16 protein-coding genes are annotated in these 18,680 nt (G+C 55.1%); 13 read left to right on the plus strand and 3 right to left on the minus strand.

All coding sequences use genetic code 11. The features are described 5' to 3' along the window. Positions 1-76: 76 nt before the first annotated feature. A complete protein-coding gene (locus DCO45_RS08410; RefSeq protein ID WP_116925523.1) occupies positions 77-1,072 on the minus strand; it encodes a glycosyltransferase family 2 protein in 996 nt (331 codons plus the stop codon). A 377-nt stretch (positions 1,073-1,449) separates the two neighbouring features. On the opposite strand from DCO45_RS08410, the gene gap reads away from it, so the two are divergent. Both gap and DCO45_RS08420 read left to right on the plus strand, forming a co-directional pair. Then, positions 1,450-2,451 carry a type I glyceraldehyde-3-phosphate dehydrogenase gene (gene gap, locus DCO45_RS08415; RefSeq protein WP_021026203.1) on the plus strand — a complete coding sequence of 334 codons (1,002 nt, stop codon included), beginning with the start codon at positions 1,450-1,452 and terminating at the stop codon, positions 2,449-2,451. Between the two features lie 154 nt (positions 2,452-2,605). Further along, on the plus strand, positions 2,606-3,013 hold the full coding sequence (locus tag DCO45_RS08420) for an OsmC family protein (protein ID WP_116925422.1): 408 nt from the start codon (positions 2,606-2,608) through the stop codon (positions 3,011-3,013). A gap of 251 nt (positions 3,014-3,264) precedes the next feature. Here DCO45_RS08420 and DCO45_RS08425 read toward each other — a convergent pair whose 3' ends face one another. Beyond that, positions 3,265-3,507 (minus strand): hypothetical protein, encoded by a 243-nt coding sequence (locus tag DCO45_RS08425; protein WP_021026201.1) that lies wholly within the window; start codon positions 3,505-3,507, stop codon positions 3,265-3,267. A gap of 324 nt (positions 3,508-3,831) precedes the next feature. Here DCO45_RS08425 and DCO45_RS08430 point away from each other — a divergent pair, with 324 nt between their 5' ends. Then, positions 3,832-4,746 carry a pirin family protein gene (locus DCO45_RS08430; RefSeq protein ID WP_116925423.1) on the plus strand — a complete coding sequence of 305 codons (915 nt, stop codon included), beginning with the start codon at positions 3,832-3,834 and terminating at the stop codon, positions 4,744-4,746. 134 nt (positions 4,747-4,880) lie between these two features. Here the strand turns inward: DCO45_RS08430 and dinG are convergent, their stop codons facing one another. After that, positions 4,881-7,064, minus strand: a complete 2,184-nt coding sequence (gene dinG, locus DCO45_RS08435; RefSeq protein WP_116925424.1) for an ATP-dependent DNA helicase DinG — start codon at positions 7,062-7,064, stop codon at positions 4,881-4,883. Positions 7,065-7,369: 305 nt separating this feature from the next. Here dinG and DCO45_RS08440 point away from each other — a divergent pair, with 305 nt between their 5' ends. From DCO45_RS08440 to DCO45_RS08485, 10 genes are all read left to right on the plus strand, one after another. Further along, a complete protein-coding gene (locus DCO45_RS08440; RefSeq protein ID WP_021026198.1) occupies positions 7,370-7,723 on the plus strand; it encodes a DUF2304 domain-containing protein in 354 nt (117 codons plus the stop codon). A gap of 38 nt (positions 7,724-7,761) precedes the next feature. Beyond that, the gene (locus DCO45_RS08445; protein WP_116925425.1) at positions 7,762-9,204 is read left to right on the plus strand and encodes a mannose-1-phosphate guanylyltransferase/mannose-6-phosphate isomerase; all 1,443 of its coding nucleotides are present in this window, start codon (positions 7,762-7,764) and stop codon (positions 9,202-9,204) included. A gap of 74 nt (positions 9,205-9,278) precedes the next feature. Further along, positions 9,279-10,370, plus strand: a complete 1,092-nt coding sequence (gene gmd, locus DCO45_RS08450; protein ID WP_116925426.1) for a GDP-mannose 4,6-dehydratase — start codon at positions 9,279-9,281, stop codon at positions 10,368-10,370. Between the two features lie 9 nt (positions 10,371-10,379). Next, on the plus strand, positions 10,380-11,462 hold the full coding sequence (locus tag DCO45_RS08455; protein WP_116925427.1) for a DegT/DnrJ/EryC1/StrS family aminotransferase: 1,083 nt from the start codon (positions 10,380-10,382) through the stop codon (positions 11,460-11,462). 37 nt (positions 11,463-11,499) lie between these two features. Then, positions 11,500-12,282, plus strand: a complete 783-nt coding sequence (locus DCO45_RS08460; RefSeq protein WP_116925428.1) for an ABC transporter permease — start codon at positions 11,500-11,502, stop codon at positions 12,280-12,282. Further along, positions 12,279-13,022, plus strand: a complete 744-nt coding sequence (locus DCO45_RS08465; RefSeq protein WP_116925429.1) for an ABC transporter ATP-binding protein — start codon at positions 12,279-12,281, stop codon at positions 13,020-13,022. Before DCO45_RS08460 ends, DCO45_RS08465 begins: the two co-directional genes overlap by 4 nt. A gap of 12 nt (positions 13,023-13,034) precedes the next feature. Continuing rightward, positions 13,035-15,302 carry a glycosytransferase gene (locus DCO45_RS22620; RefSeq protein ID WP_133248103.1) on the plus strand — a complete coding sequence of 756 codons (2,268 nt, stop codon included), beginning with the start codon at positions 13,035-13,037 and terminating at the stop codon, positions 15,300-15,302. Continuing rightward, positions 15,293-16,891: a glycosyltransferase gene (locus tag DCO45_RS08475; RefSeq protein WP_116925431.1), complete on the plus strand. Its 1,599-nt coding sequence runs from the start codon at positions 15,293-15,295 to the stop codon at positions 16,889-16,891. Before DCO45_RS22620 ends, DCO45_RS08475 begins: the two co-directional genes overlap by 10 nt. Continuing rightward, a complete protein-coding gene (locus DCO45_RS08480) occupies positions 16,888-17,511 on the plus strand; it encodes a NeuD/PglB/VioB family sugar acetyltransferase (RefSeq protein WP_116925432.1) in 624 nt (207 codons plus the stop codon). Before DCO45_RS08475 ends, DCO45_RS08480 begins: the two co-directional genes overlap by 4 nt. Continuing rightward, positions 17,511-18,671 (plus strand): glycosyltransferase family 1 protein, encoded by a 1,161-nt coding sequence (locus DCO45_RS08485; protein ID WP_116925433.1) that lies wholly within the window; start codon positions 17,511-17,513, stop codon positions 18,669-18,671. The genes DCO45_RS08480 and DCO45_RS08485 overlap by 1 nt, the downstream gene beginning before the upstream one ends. Positions 18,672-18,680: the final 9 nt, after the last annotated feature.

Raw genomic sequence — 18,680 nt, forward strand, 5'->3', positions numbered from 1 at the left:
ATGCGGGCCGCAGGGCCTGCACCCTGCGTTTTTTATGCCTGTTGCTGGGTGATCGCCGTGGCAGGCAGGGCAGTGCTTATCGGCCCAGGCCTTCGCCGTCGTGGCGGTGCGATTGCGTGGGCTCGGACGCCACATCGAACGCGATAAAGGCCAGCACCAGTTGCACGCCCAGGATGATGGGCAGCGCGCTGACCATGACGGTGCCCGCGGTGGTGGCGACATTGGAGACGATGGACTGGACCCAGTGGAACAGGCCAAACACGGTGCCCCAGGTGATGAGCAGCAGGCCCAGCGGCAGCTCCAGCGAAGCCACGGACATGCCGCGCAGGTAGTAGTTGTAGAAAATGCGCTTGCAGAAGTTGCGCAGATGGCCGCTCATGAACTCGGTCAGCACCTTGTGGATCTTGAGGTTGCTGACCTCGTCCTCGTAGCGCGAATCGATGGGGATGTCCAGAACCACCGCGCGCACCGTGTTCAGCCGGAACAGCATGTCGGTCTCGAAAAAATAGCGCTGGCTGATCTTGTGCAGCGGCAGCTGCGCGGCCGTACTGGCGGCAATGGCGGTAAAGCCATTGGTGGGGTCAAAGCTGCTCCAGTAGCCCGACGAGAACTTGGTCATGAACGACAGCACCGCATTGCCAAAGATGCGGATGCGCGGCATGCGGGCGATCTTCTCCAGGTTGAAAAACCGGTTGCCCTTGGTGTAATCGGCGCGGCCGCTGGCAATGGGGGCTACAAAGCGGGGCACCAGGGTCGGGTCCATCTGCCCGTCGCCATCGATCTTGACCAGCACGCCATAGCCGTCTGCAATCGCTGCGCGGTAGCCCGCCATCACGGCGCCGCCCACGCCCAGGTTGAGCTCGTTGAACAGCACCCGCACGCGCGCGTCGGGGCAGTGTTCCTGCACAAAGCGGCCACTGCCATCGGGGCAGCAGTCGTCGACGATGTAGATGCCATCGACCTCGGGGCCGATCTCGGCAATCACCGCCAGGATATGGCGCGTCACCTTGTAGCAGGGAATGACGACTGCCGTGCGCAGGCTGGAAGGCGAAGAGGGGAGCGACAGACTCATGGCGTTTGTGAGGCGGCCCACCATCTGGGGCAGTGTTGCTGCAGGCTGTTGAAAGGATGCCGGGAGGGCCCCCGTGCTGGCAAGGATTGTTGCACAGCCTGGGGGCCAGGGCCGCCAACGGCCGTTGCGTGCCGGTAGTCACGCCGGCGATAGCTGGCTGGGGGCTGGCAATGGCCCACTATTCCAGGGCCCAGCCAGTGTTCTCTACAATACGCGGCAAAATCAGACCGCCCCTCCTCGCACCTTCCCGGCCCGCTCTCTGTAGCGTGCCCATGGCTGCGGTTTGGCAGGTCTGGCCTATCCGGCAAGTGGCGCCAGCGGCAGCGAGCGTGGCCCAGGCCGGCGGGCATGCGGCATTTCATTACTTGGAGATCACTATGGCAATCAAGGTAGGCATCAACGGCTTTGGCCGTATCGGCCGCAATGTGCTGCGCTCTGCAGTGCAGAATTTTTCCGATATCGAAATCGTTGCGATCAACGACCTGCTCGAGCCTGACTACCTGGCCTACATGCTGCAGTACGACAGCGTGCACGGCCGTTTCCAGGGCACGATTGCCGTCGAAGGCAACACCCTGATCGTCAACGGCAAGAAGATCCGCCTGACGCAAGAGCGCGACCCTGCCAACCTGAAGTGGGACGAAGTCGGCGCCGATGTGGTGATCGAATCGACCGGCCTGTTCCTGACCAAGGAAACGGCACAAAAGCACATCGATGCGGGCGCCAAGAAGGTGATTCTGTCGGCCCCCTCGAAGGACGACACCCCCATGTTCGTGTTTGGCGTGAACTGCAAGACCTATGCCGGTCAAGCCATCATCTCCAACGCATCGTGCACCACCAACTGCCTGGCCCCTGTGGCCAAGGTGCTCAACGACAAGTGGGGCATCAAGCGCGGCCTGATGACCACCGTGCACGCAGCCACTGCCACGCAAAAGACCGTGGACGGCCCCTCGAACAAGGACTGGCGCGGCGGCCGTGGCATTCTGGAAAACATCATCCCATCGAGCACGGGCGCTGCCAAGGCCGTGGGCGTGGTGATTCCTGAGCTGAACAAGAAGCTGACCGGCATGTCCTTCCGCGTGCCTACGTCGGACGTGTCCGTGGTCGACCTGACCGTGGAGCTGAACAGCGAAGCGACCTACGAAGAGATCTGCGCCGAGATGAAGGCCCAGTCGCAAGGCGCGCTCAAGGGCGTGCTGGGCTACACCGAAGACAAGGTCGTGGCCACTGACTTCCGTGGCGAGACCTGCACCTCGGTGTTCGATGCCGAAGCCGGTATTGCCCTGGACAAGACCTTTGTGAAGGTCGTCTCCTGGTACGACAACGAGTGGGGTTACTCGAACAAGTGCCTGGAGATGGTGCGCGTCGTCACCGCCAAGTAAGCGCGGTGGGCGGCCCGGGCGCAGGCCCGGCGCACGGCACACCCTACCCAGAAAACCAGCACCGGCAACCGTGCTGGTTTTTTTGTGCCCGTTTGCAAGCGCCGTCTGGCAGAAACACCTATATTGCCTGATCAATTTGAGGAGATCTACTGATATGGCGCAGCAGGCACAAGCCCAGGCACAGAGCACGACCAGCAACTACCGCGTGGATTTGCACAACCCCCAAGGCCATGCATGGCATGGCGATGAGCCCCAGGCCGTGGGCGGTGGCGATACGGCCCCCAGCCCCATGCAGCTGCTGCTGTCGGCCCTGGGTGCCTGTACGACGATTACGGTGCAGATGTATGCACAGCGCAAGGCCTGGCCACTGACGGGGGTGAAGGTGGATCTGGCGCTGAACCCCGATGGCGGCGCCGCAGCGGGCAACGACATCGTGCGCCGCATTCAGCTCGAAGGCGATCTGAGCGACGAGCAGCGCAGCCGCCTCCAGCAGATTGCAGAAGCCTGCCCGGTGCACAAGTTGTTGGTGGGGGAGGTGCGGGTGGTCACGGCGCTGGCTTGAGAGACGCTAGTACAGCCCTTGATACGTCGTTGCCTGGCCGGCCGCGCCAAGCCTTGTCGTACGTCTGTACTGCCTGCGGCTTGACGCCTAGTCGGGGACGCCTAGTCGGGGACGCCTAGTCGGGGACGCCTAGTCTCAACCGCAAACCTTCGGTTTGTTGGGCTGTATTAACGCCTCATGAAGGCTGGCCGGACACCCGGAGAGTCAAAGCAGGCCCTGAAGGCTTGCTTTGGAGCGCGATTGACGGCGCGTTATTGCACAACGATATTGTTGTGGTCGATATGGTAGTCAAAGTCGGGCTTGGCCAGCGACACGGTCACGGGTTGGCCTTCGATGGTCCAGGACAGCACAAAGCTGGCGATGGCCGTTGATACATCGACTTCCATGGGGCTTGGGATGGTTTCGAGCTGACCGTCCCCGATGCGGTGCTGAACAATGCCTACCACGCGAGCCTTGAAGTTCTCGGGGTAGTTGTGGGAGTGTTGAGTCGTCATTGGTTGTCTCCTTTCAATGAGGGGGCACCGAATTCCAGCCTGGCATCATGCGTTGCCAAGCCGGAGTCATGGAAGCCGCCAGCACGACCTGGCAAATCTGAGAGTTGCACCGGCTGCCAGAGCGAATCCCTGGGAGCCTGTCGTCGCGCCAGCTGCTGCCGGGCGCTAACACGTTGGAATATGTGGCAGTGACGCCCTCTCTGGTCATCACTTCCGCACCACTTGTTTGTACCATACCTGCAAGGCAGTGATGTGTAGGTCTGTTTCGGCGGAATGTGCGCGCCTTCGCGCAAGCGCACCCGCCCCCGATGAAGGAGATGGAATATGAGTAACGATAACAAGGCCTTGCGGCATTACCCCGGGCGGGTTGCGGATGTGGGCGGTGTGCCGGTGCTGCGCGCGCTGCCCCAGCGCGGACGGCGCATGGTGGGCGCCTGGTGTTTTCTGGACCATGCGGGTCCTTCGCACTTTGAGAGCGGGCCCGGCATGCAGGTGGGCCCACACCCCCACACCTGTTTGCAGACCTTCACCTGGATGATCGAGGGCGAGATCCTGCACCGCGACAGCCTGGGCAGCGAGCAGCCGATCCGCCCCGGCCAGGTCAACCTGATGACCGCTGGCAAGGGCATTGCGCATTCGGAAGAGAGCCTGGGTAAGCCGGACTTTCATGCGGTGCAGCTGTGGATTGCGCTGCCCAAGGACCAGCGCTTTATGCCCCCGCGTTTTCAGCACTACCCGCAGCTGCCCCGGCTGCAGGATCAGGGCATCCAGATGACGGTGCTGGCGGGAGACTGGCTGGGCCAGCAGGCACCCACCGAGGTGCACAGCCCGCTGGTAGCAGTCGATATGGAAGCGGCGCAGGCCAGCAGCGCCAGCCTCGCGTTGCGGCCCGATTTTGAATACGCGGTGCTCTGCCTCTACGGCGAAGTGCAGGTCAATGGCGAGGCGGCCCCCAGCAATGAACTGGTCTACCTGCCCGATGGCCAAACCAGCCTGGATCTGCAATGCGGCGCCGGCAGCCGCTGCATCTTGCTGGGCGGCACGCCCTATGAAGGCGGCGTGATGATCTGGTGGAACTTTGTTGGCCAGAGCCAGCAAGAGATCGAGGGCTTTTTGCGCGACTGGCAAAACGGTGAAGGCTTTGGGGCGCCGGTGGCCTCGCCGCTGCCGCCGCTGGTGGCTCCTTCGCTCGAAGGCGTGCACCTGCGCAGTCCGGGCGAGGCGCCCACCAAGGACTAAGAGTCGGTAACACAACCCTTGATACGTCGTTACCGAGCCTTGTCGTACTACTGTACTGCCTGCAGCTCGGCGCCTAGTCGGGGACGCCTAGTCTCAACCGCAAACCTTCGGTTTGCTGGGTCGTTTTAGCGACTCTAAGCAGCGCTGGCCGTGCGGCGCTGCAGCGTAAAAGGCGGCAAGCTGGCCAGCAGCCGCTGGCCATAGCCGGTGCGCACCAGGCGCTTGTCGTAGCAGTAGACATGGGCCTGGTCCACCTCGGTGCGGATCGCGCGCCCGACCCACTGGGCCAGGCGAATGGCGGTGGCGGGCACCACAATCTCGCTGAAAGGGTCGCGGCCCGAGTTCTTCAGCCATTCGGCGCGGGCCTCGTCGACCGGGTCATCGGGCGGCGCAAAGGGCAGCTTGGTGATGAACAGCGATTCGCACAGCGCGCCGGGCAGGTCCAGCCCTTCGCCAAAGCTTTGCATGCCAAAGATGATGCTGGGCAGGCCAGCGGCCACGCGCTCGCGGTGCTGGTGCAGCAGCTGGCTGCGTGGCAAGGTGTTTTGCACCAGCACATGCTGGCGCATCGCGGTGGGCAGTGCGTCAACGGCCAGGCGCATCTGCTCGCGCGAGGTGAACAGCACCAGGCCGCCCGATTGCACCTGGGCCAGGTCTTCGAGCAGCGCATCGACCATCTCGTTGGCAAACTGCTGGGGCGTGCGCGGGTCAGCCTGGGTCTCGGTGACGATCAGACTGCCTTGCTCGGCATAGTTGAAGGGGCTGGCGACCTCCAAGGTCGAGACGGCCGCGTCGTTGTACAGGCCCGATTCGCGCAAGAAGAAATCGAACTGCCCACCGCTGGTGAGCGTGGCCGAGGTGAGCACTGCGCCGCGCACCTGGCTCCAGAGGTGGTGGCGCAAGGTGGAGCCCGGAATCACCGGGCTCGCATAGGCTTTTATCGCAACAAAATCGCCCACGACATCCAGAGTGAACCACTTGGCGGCCGGCACGCTGCCCTGGGGCGCATCCTGCAGCAGCAGCTGGGTGGTGTCATGCACGGCCTCCAGGCGCGGGGCCAGGCTGCCCACCTGGGCATACAAGGTGGACAGGCGCTTGGCTTCGTCGGGCCGGTCGCGCATCTGCGAGCGCAGGGCCTTGGAGATCGCTTGCAGCACATCCAGAAATGCGCTGGCATGGTGCGCGGCCTGGGCCAGCGGCTCGACCAGCGCGGGCGGCAGCTCGCCCCGGGGCAGGCGCACGCGGGCCGGGCCCCGGCCGCCCGACTGCAGCTGCTGGCGCATGCCCTCGCCGTATTCATCCATCAACAGCCTTGCGCAATCTTGCAGATGCTGGCGCAACTGGCCCGAGTGGCGCGGGATGTCGGCAATCTCGCTGACCTCCACCAAGGCGCCCACGCGCTGGGCGCGGCTGGCGAGCTTGTCGATCCAGGTGAGCTGGCTCAGGTTCATCTCGCAGGCGAACTGCGACAGCGCAGTGGCGGGCAGGTGGTGGGCCTCGTCCAGGATCAGCAGGCAGTTGTCCAGCTCGGGCAGCAGGCGCGCCCCCAGGGTGGACAGCAGCAGATCATGGTTGGCCACCAGCACCTGGGCCTGGACCAAGTCCTTGCGTTTTTCGTAGTAGCTGCAGCTGCCAAACACCGGGCAGTGCTTTCCGGTGCAGGAGCTGCCTTCGGCCGCGACCGGGCTCCAGACCTCGGGCTCGGGCGGCGTGTCCAGGCTGTCGCGGTCGCCATCCCAGCCCCGGGTGGTCAGCGCATCGGCCATGCTGGTGTAGAACTGCAGGCGCGCGGCGTTTTCTTGCGGGCTGCGCTGCGACTGGCGTGCCTGCGCCGCTTCTTCGGGAAAGAAATCGTCGTCGATGGGCTCGCCGCCCTCCGTACCATCGCCCTGGGCCACACTGGCCAGGCGCTCGAGCTTGAGCTTGCAGACATAGCGGCCCCGGCCCTTGGCCAGCGCGTATTTGAAGGGCTGGTCCATCTGCTGGGCCAGCGCCGGTAAATCCTTGTTCACCAGCTGCTCCTGCAGCGCCACGGTGGCCGTCGAGATCAGCACCCGGGTGCCACGCTGCAGCGCCATCGCAATCGCCGGCACCGCATAGGCCAGCGACTTGCCCACCCCCGTGCCCGCCTGGATCACCGCAATGGCGCGCTGCGGCTCTTCGTCCTCTTCGAGCTTGCCCAGCTGGGCAGCTGCAAAAGTCTCTGCCACTTTCTCCGCCATCAGCCGCTGGCCGGGGCGCGAGCGAAAGCCACCCTCGACATTGACCATGCGATCGAAGGCGGAAACAGCGCTGCGGGCCCATTCGGAACTAGACATAGGCGGGGAGTGTGGCATGGATTGGCCGCTATCGCGGGTACTGGGGTTTTATGCGGTAGTTGGCCGTGGTCGGCAGTTCAGGAGCAGCGCAACCAGGGCATTCAGAGGACGAACTCCCGCCAGGCAGTGACATTTGGCTGCAATCCCTGGCGTCCCTGCACAGTAGAATCATGCGGCTGTTCAAATAAGCGATTTGAGCAGGGTAAAAGAATTTTCTGTGTCAGGCAGTAAAGACGCCACCATGGGACACGCGCCGCTTGCGTCTTATCCAGGCCGTCGTTATGTCCCTGTGCATCAAGGTTGGAATGGCCAATTATCAAATTACGACCACCGTTCTGGGTGTGCTTTTTGCTGCGGTGATTTTGTTTCTGATCCGCGGCGACCGGCTGTATTTGCGCCTGGGCCTGTTCTGGATGGCTGTTGCCTTGCTGGCCGTATTGCTGGGGGTATGGCCGCGCCTGCTGGACCACTTTGCCGACGAGCTGGGGATTCGTTACTCCCCCACCTTGCTGCTGGTCTGTGCAGTCGGCGTGCTGTTTATCAAGGCCCTGCATGCGGATATGGTCAATACCCGTATCGAGCGGCAGGTTCGGCGCCTGAACCAAAGCCTGGCGCTGCTGCAGCTCAAAAACCAGCAAGCGGCCAACGACAAGCGCTGAGACGCTGCTGCAACTCCTATTTACCGAGATTGATTCGAATGCCAAAACTAACGCCTGTCATTCTGTGTGGTGGCAGTGGAACCCGCCTGTGGCCCTTGTCACGCGAGCACTATCCCAAGCAGTTTTTGAGCCTGGGAGGCGACGGCCAGTCGATGCTGCAGAACACGGCGCTGCGCTTGAATGGCGTCCACCCCGGCATTACGCAAACCAGCCCTGTGCTGGTCTGCAATGCCGACCACCGCTTTTTGGCCGCGCAGCAATTGCAGGAGCAAGGTATTGCCAATGCCAAGCTGGTGCTGGAGCCCGCTGGTAGAAACACCGCCCCCGCGCTGACCTTGGCCGCCTTGGCTGCAGACGCCGATGCGGTATTGCTGGCCATGCCGGCCGACCATGTGATGACGCGCCCTGAGCAATTGCACCGTGCCGTAGAAGCGGCTTGGCCGCTGGCCAGCGAAGGCGCGATGGTGACTTTTGGCATTGTGGCCAACCGCCCCGAGACGGGTTATGGCTATATCCAAAAGGGCGCTGCAGACAGCAATGGTGCTTTTGGCATTGAGAGCTTTGCCGAGAAGCCAACGCTGGAACTGGCTGAGCAGTACCTGCGCAGCGGCCAGTACCTGTGGAACAGCGGTTTGTTCATGGTGCGTGCTGACCAGTGGCTCAAGGCCATGGCCGCCCTGCAACCCGCGATGCTGCAGGCCTGCGAGCAAGCCATGGCGCAGAGCAGCCGGGATATGGACTTTATCCGCCCCCATGCCGAACTGTTTGGCGCCTGCCCCGCAGACTCTATCGACTACGCGGTGATGGAAAAGCTGCCGGTGCGCCCCGAACTGGGCGTGCCTGCACGCGTGGTACCGCTCGATGCCGGCTGGTCCGATTTGGGTGCTTGGGATGCCCTTTGGGATGTGCTGCCGCGCGATGAACAAGGCAATGCCGGCAGTGGCGAGACCCTGGCCATCGACACCAACAACAGCCTGCTGTTCTCTGAAAGCCGCTTGATCGCTGCAGTGGGCCTGGACAATGTCGTAGTGGTGGAGACCGCCGATGCCGTGCTGGTGGCCGACAAATCGCGTACCCAGGATGTGAAGAAAGTGGTGGCCGCCCTCAAGGCCCAGAACCGCAGCATGGCCTCGGCCCACCGCAAGGTGCACCGCCCCTGGGGTTGGTACGACAGCATCGACAGCGGCAGCCGCTTCCAGGTCAAGCGCATCGTCGTCAATCCCGGCGGCCAACTGAGTTTGCAGATGCACCACCACCGTGCCGAGCACTGGATTGTGGTCAAGGGTACGGCCGAAGTGACCAATGGCGATCAGACGTTCTTGCTGGGTGAGAACGAGTCCACCTTTATCCCGCTGGGCCATGTCCACCGTTTGGCCAACCCGGGCAAGTTGCCGCTTGAGATCATCGAGGTGCAGTCAGGCAGCTATCTGGGTGAGGACGATATTGTTCGGTTTGAAGATACCTATGGGCGAACCAAATAAATGGTGAGAACTCTTCGGTAATGAAGATATTTACACTGTCCTTTTATTAATATAATATTTTAATTGAGAGTTTTATGAGTAAGAAAATTGCGTTGATCACCGGTATCACTGGGCAAGATGGAGCTTATTTGGCTGAATTCCTACTGGCCAAGGGCTATGAGGTGCATGGAATCCGACGCCGAGCTTCATTGTTTAATACTGATCGTATTGATCATCTGTACCATGATCCGCATAAAAAAGGCTACGACCTGACTCTGCATTATGGGGATTTGACTGATTCATCTAGCCTCATTCGCATCATTCAACAGGTCAAGCCAGATGAAATATATAATCTGGCAGCACAGAGCCATGTGGCCGTATCCTTCGAAGAACCTGAATATACCGCTAATTCTGATGCGCTGGGTACATTGCGTATCCTAGAGGCCATTCGAATTGCCGGACTGGAGAAAACTGCGCGCTTTTATCAGGCATCTACTTCGGAACTATATGGGCTTGTGCAAGAGATTCCACAGAAAGAAACAACTCCATTTTATCCTCGCTCGCCGTATGCGGTAGCGAAAATGTATGCATATTGGATCACGGTCAATTATCGTGAAGCCTATGGCATTTACGCGTGTAATGGGATTTTGTTCAACCATGAATCTCCGATTCGCGGAGAGACATTCGTCACGCGAAAGATTACCCGTGCACTAGCTCGCATCAAGCTCAACCTGCAAGATTGTCTTTACCTGGGAAACATGAACGCTCTGCGCGATTGGGGCCATGCACGTGACTATGTCGAGATGCAATGGTTGATGCTTCAGCAAGATAAGCCTGAAGACTTTGTTATTGCGACCGGCGAGCAGCACTCTGTGCGAGAGTTTGTCGAGCTGGCAGCGAAAGAGATTGGTATTGAGATCCGCTGGGAAGGCAATGACATTGAGGAGAAGGGCTACGACGTTGCCACTGGAAAGTGCATTGTTGCTGTTGATCCGCGCTATTTCCGCCCTGCTGAGGTCGAAACGCTCCTCGGTGATCCATCCAAAGCAAAAAACAAACTGGGTTGGACGCCACGGACAAGCTTTGCCGAGTTGGTTGCAGAAATGATGCGTGAAGACCTTAAAGAAGCACAGCGTGACGAGCTTGTAAAGCAGCATGGCTTTAAATATTTCAATCACCACGAGTAAAGAGTCAACATGATCCCCGTTTATCAGCCTTATTTCTCAGGTCGTGAGAAAGAGTATGTTAACCAGTGTCTTGATTCGACGTGGATCTCATCCAAGGGTGAATTCATCAATAGATTTGAGCGTGGTTTTGCAGATTTCATCGGTGTAGAGCATGCAACGACTGTCAGTAATGGAACCGTTGCTATTCACTTGGCGTTAGAGGCTTTGGGTATTGGTCCTGGTGACGAGGTCATTGTCCCTACGTTGACGTACATTGCGTCAGTTAATACCATTTTGCAAACAGGTGCTACGCCTGTGTTTGTCGATTCGCTGGAGAGCACCTGGCAAATTGACCCGGAAGATGTCAAGCGCAAAATTTCTCCTAAGACCAAAGCTGTGATGGCCGTGCATCTTTACGGCCTGCCTTGCGATATGGATCCTTTGGTAGCTATTTGCAAAGAACATCAGATATTTTTGGTCGAAGATTGTGCAGAAGCATTTGGTAGTAGCTACAAGGGTCAGCACGCCGGCACTTTTGGGGACATTGCCACTTTTAGCTTTTTTGGTAATAAAACCATTACTACTGGAGAAGGTGGTATGGTGGTTGCCAAAAATAAAGACATCTTGGAAAAAGCTTACCACTTGAAAAACCAAGGCGTCTCTCCGACTAGAGAGTATTGGCATGATCGCGTCGCCTATAACTACCGCATGACCAATATTTGTGCAGCCATCGGCTTGGCACAGCTAGAAAATGCGCCAGAGATCCTGGAGAAAAAACGCTGTATTGCGGAATGGTACAGACAGGATCTGGAAGGGTTGCCACTTAAGACGCATGATGAGCAGCCGGATACTGTTCATTCATTTTGGATGTGCTCGATTGCTGTCGATGATGCAGAAAATCGATCGGATTTGCGCAGTAAACTAAAAAATGAGGGAATCGAGACGCGGCCCTTATTCTTTCCTGCGCATACCATGCCACATTGTGCTGCTGACGGTCATTACCCCATCGCTGAATCCATCGGCGCACGAGGAATCAACTTGCCTAGTTATCCCGGCCTGAAGCGCGAAGATGTGAGTTTGGTCACTAAGTCAATTCGAGGTTTTTTTGATTGAGTATTGTAATTTCTAAGATTGACAGGGGAAGGCGAGCGTGATCAACTATTTGACCGGCGTTTGGAAAGCACGTTATTTTTGGACGCATTTATCGTTGTCAGATCTACGCTCAAGATGGCGCAGATCATTCTTCGGGATATTGTGGTCGATTCTGCAACCCTTGGGTATGACGGCATTGATAGCACTGGTATTCAGCAAGATGTTCAATTCGAATATCTATGCTTATGCACCATATATCCTTTCCGGAATTATCGTGTGGGAATGCATCATGGCCTGCGTGGTTGGGGGATCATTGTCATTTGTTCAGGCAGATGCGTATATCAAGCAGTATCGTCATCCCCTGGCGATCTATACATTAAGAACGGTACTGACCAGTTTGATTGTACTGGCCCTTGCCAGTACTTCTCTGTATGGATGGTCTGCAATTGTTCTTTCGAAAAATTTCGGATGGTCATGGTTGGCAACGCTGACTATTTTTCCAATCTTGGCTTGCATATTGTGGCCAGCTTCAACGTTGTTAGCTTACTCAGGTGCCCGGTTTCGAGATATTCCGCATGCTGCTGGTTTGGTAATGCAGGCTTTGTGGTTTGTATCCCCTGTGTATTTTGAAGAGAAAATATTTAGGCAAGGTGGCCTTAGCTTCTTGGTTGATTACAATCCCATATACCATTTGCTGCAAATTTTCCGCGCCCCTTTGCTGACAGGCCAATGGCCCACAGTAGAAAATTATGCTTTTTCATTGGGCACCGCTTTCGTATTTTTATGTGCTGCCTGGATTGTGGGCAGGCGTGCTGAAAAGCAAGTGATTTTTTACATATGACAAACCCCGGCATCAAGCTGGATGCGGTGAATCTTCACTATGCATCCTCCGCTTTTAAAGATCATTCCCTTCAGGCTACCATTACACGTCTGGTAAAAACCCGTACCTTTAAATCTAAGGTCGCGGATGTGCATGCACTGCGGAATCTCTCTTTGTCCATCAAACAAGGGGAACGCGTAGGCTTGCTCGGCCATAATGGTGCGGGAAAGAGTACCTTGCTAAAAACTATTGCAGGACTTTATCCAATTTCTAGCGGCAACTTGAATGTGACTGGAGAGATTAGATCCTTGTTTGATCTGAGCCTTGGCTTTGAACCGGATGCCACAGGAAGAGAAAACATACTCTATCGAGGCCTATTGTTAGGTATGTCTCCCAAGTTCATGCGTTCCAAAGAAGAGGAAATCGTGGAATTTGCTGGATTGGGTGAGTTCATTGATTACCCAATCAAAACCTATTCAGCGGGTATGCAAGTGCGCTTGGCTTTCGCTGTCTCTACTGCGATCGGTGGGGATATATTGTTACTTGATGAAGTGATTGGTGCCGGTGATGCAAATTTCATGGCCAAGGCAAAAAGCCGTATTTCACAGCTGATTGCGCAAGCGGAGATATTGGTACTGGCATCACATGATGTGAGTGCCTTGAAAAATCTCTGTGACAGAGGAATTGTGTTGCAGCGCGGTTCATTGATGTTTGATGGCGCTATTAATGACGCTATTGATTTTCATTTAGCAAATCAGTGATTGGGGCCTGTCATGACTTTACGTGTTATGTGGATGCTCAATCACACTTTGGCAAGGGAATTCGAAATTCCCATGCTTAAGCGGTGTGGTGTGTCACAGTTCTATCTTCCTAAAATAGTGCCGAATGAATTATCTTTTCAAAGCAACAGTGTTAGTTACGAAGAAGATATTGGCCTTGAAATACCGCCAGCTGAGCTTGAGGTTCTAAATAGTTGTGACTGGTATTCTGGAGCAACACCAGAAGCCTGGGCTATAGCAAATCAATATTTTAACGTCGTATTCTGCATTTTCCATGATGGGGTGCTTTTAAAGGAGATTGCTAAGTACTTCAAAGGCTTGGTTGTCTGCAGAGCCTATGGTCTGAAAAATTCACACACATATAGCGAGATAATTTTTAAATATAAGCTTGAGCATCATATTCGAAAAATATACTCTCGTTTTTATTTTTCAGAATCCTTCCCTCATTTGATAGATATGGAAGAGCGCTATCTGTCTAATCGGCGATTAAATATGCCGTTGGGGGTGATGACTCAAGCTTCTGATAAATGGCAAGGTAGCGAAGAGAGAATATACTTCATATGCCCTCAAATTGAAACTAGTGATTATTATAAAAAGGTCTTTGAGAATTTTAAAGAGAGCTTCTCGGATTTCGATTTTGTTGTTGGAGGTGAGCAGCTAATACCTGTTAATGATTCACGTGTGTTAATTGAGGTAACTGAGAAAGATAGACATTCCCATATTAATCAAAACCGGGTGATGTTTTATCATTCTCAGGAGCCTAATCATATTCATCATCATCCTTTTGAAGCTGTTTTGGCCGGTATGCCTTTGGTCTTCATGGCTGGGGGAATGCTTGATCGGCTGGGTGGAAGAGATTTGCCAGGTCGAGCAACATCGTTGAAGGATGCTCGTCGAATTATTCGACGTCTGATGAAGGGTGATAAGGGTCTTGTAGAAACAATTCGCAACTCTCAGCAAGTTCTACTCAAAAGCGTTGATGCAGAGTTATTGAGTTCAACTTGGAAAGCCGGAGTTCAGCAGTTGGAGGGTGACCTTCAGATATTGTCACAGATAGAAAGTAAACGTCCTTCTCGGCCAAAGCGTATTGCCGTGATCCTCCCCGAGGCATATCGGGGTGGTACTTTGCGTGGAGCGTTGATGCTAGCGCAAGCAATCCATATAGGTAGTCGGCAATGTGGCGAAGCGGTAGAAGTTGTATTTGCCTATAGAGAAGAGTCTAATCTATACGGAGAAGATGATTTTGTTGATCTAGGGAAGGATATTGCGCTGAGGCCCTTCCGCTGGCATCAACTTTCAAGTAAGGAGGCTTGCCGTGCGATGCATTTTGCAGGACATGAAGGCTGGTTTAGTGCTTCTTCTCACGTAGTACCTGATGATGGAATGCGTCAGTTCATGGACTGCGATCTTTGGTTAGTTGTCAGTGACCGAGTTGGAGCACCGCTACTGCCCCTACGCCCCGTTGTAGCGATGATTTACGATTACTTGCAGCGCTACGAAGATGTGATCGCTCGGTCAGCAGACCTCCAATTTATCCAAACTGCTCGCTCAGCCGATAGAGTCTTAGTAACTACACAGTTTACGAAGAATGATGCTTTGCAATATGCAGGGGTTGATCCTCGACGTTTGGCGCAACTACCCATGCTGATCCCTCAATTTTCAAAATGGCAGGTTAGCATGAATGAGGTCGTTGAGCCTTATTTCATCTGGACAACAAATGCAGCGCCCCATAAAAATCACATCGAGGTAATGAGGGCGTTAAGAATTTATTATGAAGAATATGGAGGAGTGCTGCTTTGCAAGGTGACCGGCGTCGGTTCGGATGCCATTCCGGAGGGGAAACTCCCGCACCTAAAGCCAATAATACCATTGCTCCGGCAATCTCCTCTGCTGAGTTCACGGGTTCGTTGGCTTGGCGACCTGCCAGATCACGAATACCGTGCTCAATTGAAATCGGCTGCATTTCTTATGCATCCTGCGCGCATTGATAACGGGACGATCAGTGTCATTGAGGCTGCCCAGTTGGGTGTTCCTTCATTGTCAACAGACTATCCCGCAATGCGTGAGATGAATCAATGGTATTCACTGAATCTTCAGTTCATGGATGGAAGCTCTGCGCGGAATATGGCTGGAATGCTCATGCAGATGGAAAAGAATTTTGAGTCACTGCGATCATCGCTGCCAAAGGCAGAGGTATTTGAATCCAATGACATATCTGTTCATGCGCAGCGGTACTGGCAAGAGGTCAGAAAATGTCTGTGAAAGAATACGGTATCTATATTGCATATCCACCTATGGTGGATCTCAAAAAGGAAGGGCTAGGTCGATACCTGGCCATGTTCCTCAAAGGTGCTGGGGAGAGGGAAGACCTGAGCTTTACCATTGTGTGTCCCAGTTGGAGTAGAGAGGCGCTGGCAGAGTTATTTGAGAGTGAAAGAATTTCTGCAGATCTTTTTACTATTTGTACCCCTCAAGGCGAACCATACGCACTCAAATTTTTCGAGAGACTGCATAGGCGTAAGAAAAATAGACGAGGCAGATGGCTCCTTAATTTTGTTCAAAAGGCCCGAGCTTTGAGTTTGGGCTTTTGGGGTAATATCGCTTCTCAAGCGGTACAGGTGCACTCTTTATCTGCTTTATTGATTTTTCTTGCCTCGACAGGTCTTAAGGGGCTGATTGCTATAATTCTTGGTCTATTTATAGTGCCTGTGGTCACAGTTGCTGCTGTAGTCACGTATTTTCTTAAAAAGATATCTCGGTCTAAAATATACCATCGCATTATTTCTGTTCTTGTGCCCACTTCTGCAAATGGGCTTGCAATGCATCTTTTTGATGAGATGCATCGGGCTGAACTGGATCGAATGCAAAATATAATTGGGCAGTTGAGTGATGTACGTGCATGGTATTGCCCTGTTGCATTTTGGCCTTCCTTTCATGATATCGACAAACCGCGTCTGATTTGTATTCCTGATGTATGGCCAACGGACTTTCCTGTCGGCTTTTCAAGCCATGGTGACCGATTGAAGCTCATTGTTGAACGTGTAAATGAATCAATTTATCGCGCGGATCACTTGGTTACCTATAGTAATGAAATTAAGTGGAGTACTCTCGTTGATCACTATGGGATCAATCCTAACAAGGTTTCCGTTATTCACCATGCCCCCAATCGCATGGATGGGTTCAACTCGACGCGTCCACCTAATCCAGGACTTTCGCTGAAATATTGTCAGAACCTACTTTTATCAGCAATCCGCCGCAGCGTAAATCAGAAGTACACTGGCAGCTTTCAAAATTCCAAAGTAGATTATATTTTCTATGCGAGCCAATTTAGACCTAATAAAAATGTCCTGACGTTGCTTCGAGCTTATGTGCATTTACTCAGGGAAAAGCATATTTCTCATAAATTGTTTCTGACAGGTAATGGGGAGGCCGCTGACGTCAAAGAATTTGTGACCCGCCATCGCCTGCAAAACGACGTGCTGTTTTTGCATGGACTATCCACCAGCGAATTGGCTGCATGCTATCAATTGGCGGATTTGGCGGTGAATCCGTCTTTTGCCGAAGGTGGTTGCCCATTTACCTTTACGGAGGCATTGTCTGTAGGCACTCCGGTGGTGATGGCACGTATACCCGTGACAGAAGAGGTATTGACTGACCCGGATTTGCAGCAAGTGACCCTGTTTGATCCCTACAGCTGGCAGGACTGTGCAAACCGCATTGAATGGGGGCTCCAGCATCGGGAGGAACTCCTGGAAGTGCAGAACAAGGCCTTTGAGCAGCTTTCCCGCAGGACTTGGACAGATGTCGTCAATGAGCACGTCGCTATTTTGGATCGCATCTCTCAACCATGAGTGACCGCAAACTTCTTGTATATGGATTTGGGGGCCATGCGCGAAGTGTGGCGGATGTAGCGCTGTGCTGTGGCTATACCCACCTGGCGTTTGTTGACGCACAAGCCCGACCCCATGAAACATTCACTGGGCACCCCGTGGTGCCTACATTTGGAGATTTGCAAGGAGATTGGTCAGAGGCAATCGCCGCGTCGGGAGATGGATCCAAACGCCAAATGCAGCTCGATGAGTTGACGCAGTTGGGCTTTCAAGTGATCTCGTTGTTATCACCTCGGAGCACCATTGCGTTCAATGCAAAAGTTGCCATAGGTAGCTTTGTTGGGCACCACGCCCATATTGGGCCTGGCGCCTGTGTGGGACGAGGTGCAATCGTCAATACGGCTGCTGTGGTGGAGCACGATACCTACGTAGGCGACTTTGCACATGTGTCGGTCAATGCGACGCTCGCTGGCAGCTCTAGAATTGGAAATTTTTCGATGCTAGGTGCTGGAGCCACAGTCATTGATCGGATCACTATTGGCGACCATACGATGGTGGGAGCTGGATCCGTTGTTATCAGAAGCATTGCCAGTCCCGGTGTCTATGCCGGTGCACCCTGTAAGCCCATCCGAAAGCAGTGATGAAGCTGGATCTGGTTTTTGGTGCTGACAATCTTCACTACCCGCTCACTGGTATTGGCCGTTATGCCTACGAGTTAGCATCGCGGTTGGAAAGCGATGAGCGCATTAGTCGCGTGAGGTATTTTTCGTTGGGGCGCTGGATCGCAGATCCTCTTACGCAGTGCATGACGTCACAGGGGTCTGCCCGGCGTCAGGCATGGGACTTGCGTGCACGTTTGGCCAACAATCGCTTGGCTGCATCGGCTTACACCGCGCTAGCACCCATGTACTTTCAATGGGCACTGCGAAAGCTGGACAGCAAAACAATTTTCCATGCGCCCAACTTTTTCGTTTTGCCTAGTCAAGCGATCAAGATCGTTACCGTTCATGATCTTTCGCACGAACAGTCTCCAGAATTTCACCCTGCTGCTCGCGCGCTGTTGATGTCCTCCATGCTGCCCGAGTCTCTCCGTCGGGCAGACCACGTCATCACGGTATCGGAAGCTGTTCGCAAAGAGTTGATCAGCCGCCACCAGGTGCCAGCAGATCGCGTCACAGCAGTGCACTTGGCAGCAAGCGACGTGTATCGGCCGCATACCCATGAAATGCTAGCACCGGCGATGACAGAGCTCGGCTTGCAGTGTGGGGCCTACAGCCTATTCGTAGGTACGGTGGAGCCGCGCAAGAACCTGGATCGATTGGTGCAAGCCTATGCGTTGCTGCCAGAAGAAATGCGGCGCGCATGTCCGTTGGTGGTAGCCGGAGGCCAAGGCTGGAACTCCGAGTCCGTTCACGCTCGAATGGCTAAAGCGCAAGAGCAAGGATGGCTTCGATATATGTCTTTTGTTGATCAGCGCCTGCTACCTGCCCTTTATGCGGGAGCGCGTTTGATGGCCTATCCGTCCCTCTACGAAGGCTTTGGTCTGCCCATCGTGGAAGCGATGGCCAGTGGCACACCTGTGCTCACCTCCAACACATCCTGTATGCCCGAAGTAGCTGGTGGTGCCGCTTATTTGGTCAACCCTCGAGATGTAGATGACATCCGCCACGGTCTGGAGCACTGTTTGAGCGACGAGGCATGGCAGGCCGATGCGCGGGCCAAAGGGCTCGCACGAGCGGCACAGCTCTCATGGGACCGCTGTGCCAGTGAAACCATCGCTGTATATCAGAAACTGGTGTGAGTGCGCCCA

Source organism: Comamonas sp. JNW, from assembly GCF_003105075.1.
Taxonomy (GTDB): Bacteria; Pseudomonadota; Gammaproteobacteria; order Burkholderiales; family Burkholderiaceae_C; genus Comamonas; species Comamonas squillarum.

What these genes read in the sequence shown, in the direction of transcription:
- DCO45_RS08410 (WP_116925523.1), bottom strand. Translation starts at nt 1,072, where the DNA reads ATGAGTCTGTCGCTCCCCTCTTCGCCTTCCAGCCTGCGCACGGCAGTC.
- gap (WP_021026203.1), top strand. Translation starts at nt 1,450, where the DNA reads ATGGCAATCAAGGTAGGCATCAACGGCTTTGGCCGTATCGGCCGCAAT.
- DCO45_RS08420 (WP_116925422.1), top strand. Translation starts at nt 2,606, where the DNA reads ATGGCGCAGCAGGCACAAGCCCAGGCACAGAGCACGACCAGCAACTAC.
- DCO45_RS08425 (WP_021026201.1), bottom strand. Translation starts at nt 3,507, where the DNA reads ATGACGACTCAACACTCCCACAACTACCCCGAGAACTTCAAGGCTCGC.
- DCO45_RS08430 (WP_116925423.1), top strand. Translation starts at nt 3,832, where the DNA reads ATGAGTAACGATAACAAGGCCTTGCGGCATTACCCCGGGCGGGTTGCG.
- dinG (WP_116925424.1), bottom strand. Translation starts at nt 7,064, where the DNA reads ATGTCTAGTTCCGAATGGGCCCGCAGCGCTGTTTCCGCCTTCGATCGC.
- DCO45_RS08440 (WP_021026198.1), top strand. Translation starts at nt 7,370, where the DNA reads ATGGCCAATTATCAAATTACGACCACCGTTCTGGGTGTGCTTTTTGCT.
- DCO45_RS08445 (WP_116925425.1), top strand. Translation starts at nt 7,762, where the DNA reads ATGCCAAAACTAACGCCTGTCATTCTGTGTGGTGGCAGTGGAACCCGC.
- gmd (WP_116925426.1), top strand. Translation starts at nt 9,279, where the DNA reads ATGAGTAAGAAAATTGCGTTGATCACCGGTATCACTGGGCAAGATGGA.
- DCO45_RS08455 (WP_116925427.1), top strand. Translation starts at nt 10,380, where the DNA reads ATGATCCCCGTTTATCAGCCTTATTTCTCAGGTCGTGAGAAAGAGTAT.
- DCO45_RS08465 (WP_116925429.1), top strand. Translation starts at nt 12,279, where the DNA reads ATGACAAACCCCGGCATCAAGCTGGATGCGGTGAATCTTCACTATGCA.
- DCO45_RS22620 (WP_133248103.1), top strand. Translation starts at nt 13,035, where the DNA reads ATGACTTTACGTGTTATGTGGATGCTCAATCACACTTTGGCAAGGGAA.
- DCO45_RS08475 (WP_116925431.1), top strand. Translation starts at nt 15,293, where the DNA reads ATGTCTGTGAAAGAATACGGTATCTATATTGCATATCCACCTATGGTG.
- DCO45_RS08480 (WP_116925432.1), top strand. Translation starts at nt 16,888, where the DNA reads ATGAGTGACCGCAAACTTCTTGTATATGGATTTGGGGGCCATGCGCGA.
- DCO45_RS08485 (WP_116925433.1), top strand. Translation starts at nt 17,511, where the DNA reads ATGAAGCTGGATCTGGTTTTTGGTGCTGACAATCTTCACTACCCGCTC.